3 protein-coding genes and 1 pseudogene are annotated in these 4,010 nt (G+C 42.7%); all 4 read right to left on the bottom strand.

Annotation, left to right across the window (positions count from 1 at the left end; genetic code table 11):
• Positions 1 to 87: 87 nt before the first annotated feature.
• Positions 88 to 534 (bottom strand): hypothetical protein, encoded by a 447-nt coding sequence (locus RHEIN_RS16255; protein WP_008900071.1) that lies wholly within the window; start codon positions 532 to 534, stop codon positions 88 to 90.
• Between the two features lie 172 nt (positions 535 to 706).
• Positions 707 to 948: pseudogene (locus RHEIN_RS16250) on the bottom strand (transposase); the annotation flags it as partial.
• 312 nt (positions 949 to 1,260) lie between these two features.
• Positions 1,261 to 1,674: a hypothetical protein gene (locus tag RHEIN_RS16245; protein ID WP_008900069.1), complete on the bottom strand. Its 414-nt coding sequence runs from the start codon at positions 1,672 to 1,674 to the stop codon at positions 1,261 to 1,263.
• Complete coding sequence (locus tag RHEIN_RS16240) at positions 1,674 to 3,824, bottom strand: RHS repeat domain-containing protein (protein WP_008900068.1); 2,151 nt, start codon at positions 3,822 to 3,824, stop codon at positions 1,674 to 1,676. Before RHEIN_RS16240 ends, RHEIN_RS16245 begins: the two co-directional genes overlap by 1 nt.
• Positions 3,825 to 4,010 lie beyond the last annotated feature (186 nt).

Genomic DNA, 4,010 nt, shown 5'->3' with positions numbered 1-4,010 from the left:
TTCTTGCATAATAAACAATTCACGGATCTATCCAGAAACAATCCAACTTACTGAGCGCAACATTCAAGACCTGACCCCATTTGTGCCTTATTGGTTTGCACCTACACCTTTAGACATCATTAGAGAAACAATCACAGAAATTATCACAAAAAGAACATAGAAGACTTCGACCACTCCAAACCTTACATAAACTTCAACTTTCATATTATTCATTGATGCATGATGATGAATCTTTCCTTTAAAATAATACCCCCCAAAAACGTTAAAAATCAGTGCTTTAAAGTAATTCCATAAAATATTTGATTTACTAGCAGCTAAGGCGGCGACGTAAATTTTACAAAGCCAAAATGAAGCCAATAGACAGAAAAATGCATTTACGATCATAAAAAAGATCGGGAACATGGAAAAAAAATAATTCATCTCTGATGCGTAAGCTGGAATCACTGACGAGACAAAAATAAAAATAAAAACTGAAATTGGTTGCATCCATAAAAAGATGATCGCTGACACTGGCAACCTAATTTTATCCACCATTTTTTAGCCTCTCGAATTTATTAAAATCAAATTTATAGCTGAAGCTAAAGGGTTGTATTGTTACTGATACTTCAAACACAGTGCTCAGGGTCAGGTCTTGCTCTGTGCCCCAACCATACCGCATCTAACTCTATGCACGATGCAACATTCAAGACCTGACCCTGTGGGCTGCTCCATTCAGCTGGCGCAGCCCAAACTTAAATTTGCATCAGGCGTTTCAACCAAAAGATGATAATGGTTGGTCATCAGACAATAGGCATGAATAACCCAGTTGTATCGCTCACACACCTGCGCTACTGTTTCCAGAAAACGCTGGAAATCTGCCTCCTCCAGATAAATGGCCTTACGCTCATTCCCTCTTGAGGTCACATGATACAAAGCTCCGGCAAACTCCAATCGTAATGGGCGGCTCATCCTTAACCCCAAAACAGAAAATATTCACCAGAACATAGTCAAACTTTCTAACAGCAGCAAGGCTGCTTTAATTAGCCTTGGTTGCGATGCAACGACAAAGGCCTGAACCTGACGACAATTCAAAATTCAATGCACGATTCAAGACCTGACCCCAGTTGTTCTTAAATGCACGATTCAAGACCTGACCCCAGTTGTTCTTACGATTCAAGACCTGACCCCAGTTGTTCTTAGCAGCAAAAAACTGTTGTTCACTATATAGGCAACAAGATATGTGACTTAACCAGTAGGTTCGGTCAACTATATCAGGCAAAATTATTTTTTATAGAAAATATCTACAAGTATTTGATAACTATCGTTCCAGATTATATTCAAAGGAGGTTCAGAGAACTCTATTGAAAAAAACACTCCATCAACAGACCAAATATCGCCACTGATAATAACTTCACTAGCATTCAATATACAAAAAGATGCCATCTTGAATTCTCCAGAGACGTTCGACATCTGATGTTCTGTTCTAAGAAGTGCTTTCCCTTTATACATTTCATAACAATTAACTTCTTGCAAGTCATTTGTTCTTTGAATCAAATTAACTGAGTCAATTCTATTTAAAAATATTCTAGCTACATTTTCTGAAAGCTTAGCTTCTACAGCCTTCAGGATTTTGATTTCTAGCTCGGTAAAAGAATTATCCCCACGTCTAAAAAGGTTAAAAAAATTCCTAAGCATTAGTTTGTCCCCGCTGATGTAGTGCCATAAGACAGCCCTGCTGCAGAACCTTTCCAAACATAGGGAATTCTGTTCCATTGCTGAACAATTGGCGAAGGAAGTGGATTAAATGCTTTCCAAGATCTTGGCATGAATCTATGTCGGTATGGGTCTGATAAAGCATGGAATTCTTTTTTTACGAAGTTGCCATTCCAAAGGCTTCTAGCACCACCCATTCGATTAGGTATCCAATGTGAAAACTCAAGCCCCTTACCCGCAACACCTGCTGTTTGCCATCCTATCGCACCGCCTAGAACCGTTGAATTGACAATACCAGCCATTTCACCAGCATTGTAGAATCCAGAATTAAAATCAACAGAACTATTTGTTCCCATAAAATCACGTACTAAGCTCGTTGCACCAAAAGACAATGTATCACCCCACCCAGCGGCGAAATCAACTACCCCCTGAGGTAACGGATCACCTGGAAGCCACATATCTTCGGTAAAACTATCCCAATACGATTCCTTCTCCTGCTGAATATGTGCTTCATCATTAAACCCACGAGAGAAAGCACCAGTCACTGCACCGTTGGCAAATTTTCCGCCACTAATTACAGATGCTGTACCACCAACTGCAGCAGCTGAAACCATACGCTTAATCCTGTTTGCAGTATTGGACCAGTCATAACTGGCTTTGCCATTAATTTTACCGCCGATCCCATCAATAGCTCCTGCAAAAGCTTGAGTAAAGCCGGCACTCATGAATCCGTGTCCAAATTTGCCACCACTGAGTACGCTGCTGATCCCTCCGGCCATGCCATGAGCAATCACTTTTCCAGCCGCTGCTGCTGCAGAAAGACTGCCTCCGGTTGCATTCGCTACACCTTCAAAATGGGTTCCCACACCATGGAACATACCTGCGCTTAAAGCGCCGACAAGAGCTCCTTTAAGACTACCTGAGGCTATACCTCCAGCAACAAAGCCAGTGCCGATACTAGCCCATAAACCTGTCCCCCAAGGAGCCCAAATTGTAAGTGCGATAGAAAATATCGGAGCAAAGTCACCCAGCATCTTGTTCAGCTTTTTAAATACCGACTTAAAGAAATACCCACTAGGATCGGTATAACTCAGCGGATTATTCAGCACATAGCTATAGCGGTTATAACTCTGCGTATTAGTCGGTGCCTGCACAAAAGGATCGGCCTGCATAAACCTGGCTAAAGTCGCATCATAAATCCGGCCGTTCATATGAATAATATCCAGGCCTTCTACATTCTCATGGCCTGTATAAGCACGGCGGCTGGCCGCTGGCGCTATGGGGTTTGCTCCCACAAAACCTGTCATAATCTGGCTTTGTTTGCCCCAGGCGTCGTACAGGTAATGCGCTTTTAAGTTGCCGTTGTGATCTGTCACAGCCACAGTAGAACCTAAAGCGTCCCCATGCAGCACTTCGTATTGCTCACCCGGGCCACTTTCAAAGTTGGTGATCACCACAGGGCCTATATACCAGCGGTGCTCTATGCTGGCTGTACTTTGGCTACCGGTCTTTTTATGGTTTTGCTCGTATACTTTGCCGGCGTAAAAGGTTTCTGTGGTCGTAGCCACACCGTTTTCAGTGCGGCTGTCTTTACGGTAAAACCTTTGATTATCAGGGCCATAAGCAAATTCAGTGATAGTGCCGTTCTGTTCAATTTTCAGGGGCATATCGCTGGAGGAATACTTAAACGTACGCTGGCCATCATGAGTGATATTGCCGTGTGCGTCGTAGACCATGCTGTAGTTTCTGTTACCTGTCACAGTGTTCAGCTGATAAGGGTTGGTTTGATCATAGGTGTAGGTATTGTCTACAGTGCCCGTTTTGCGGGTGATATTGCCAAAACCGTCGTACCCCATACTTTCAGTGATAGTGCTGACATGGTTACCCAGTGCAGCATTGTTCACCGTCATCACCCTGTCAGTCAGTCGTGAATGACCTTCTGTTGAATACTTAAAGTCTTCGCTGATGGTCTGGCTCAGTACATGATTCTGGTCATAATAATGGCTGGTTCTGAGTTCTGTGGTGCCTTTATTATCGTAGTCGTAGCTCACGTTATAAATTGAAGAGCTACCCTTAGACACTGTGATGCTGTCTATAAAACCACGGTCTTGATCAAAGGCTGTCGCGGCCATTGAAATAGCCGCTACCTGCACAAAATATTCAAATTTTTAAGGAGCATTAAACATATTGAGCATGCCCAATACATTTTTAGTGAATAATCAAAACCAGCTTACTTCAATTCAGTTTGACAAGATTGGTTCTTGTGCAACATTCAAGACCTGACCCCGTTGGTTTTGCTAACTTCGTCGGGGCAAGAC

The organism is Rheinheimera sp. A13L (assembly GCF_000217935.1).
In the GTDB taxonomy this organism is placed as follows: domain Bacteria; phylum Pseudomonadota; class Gammaproteobacteria; order Enterobacterales; family Alteromonadaceae; genus Pararheinheimera.
Note: the sequence above shows the minus strand (reverse complement) of the source record. Positions and strands in the feature narration are given on the sequence as shown.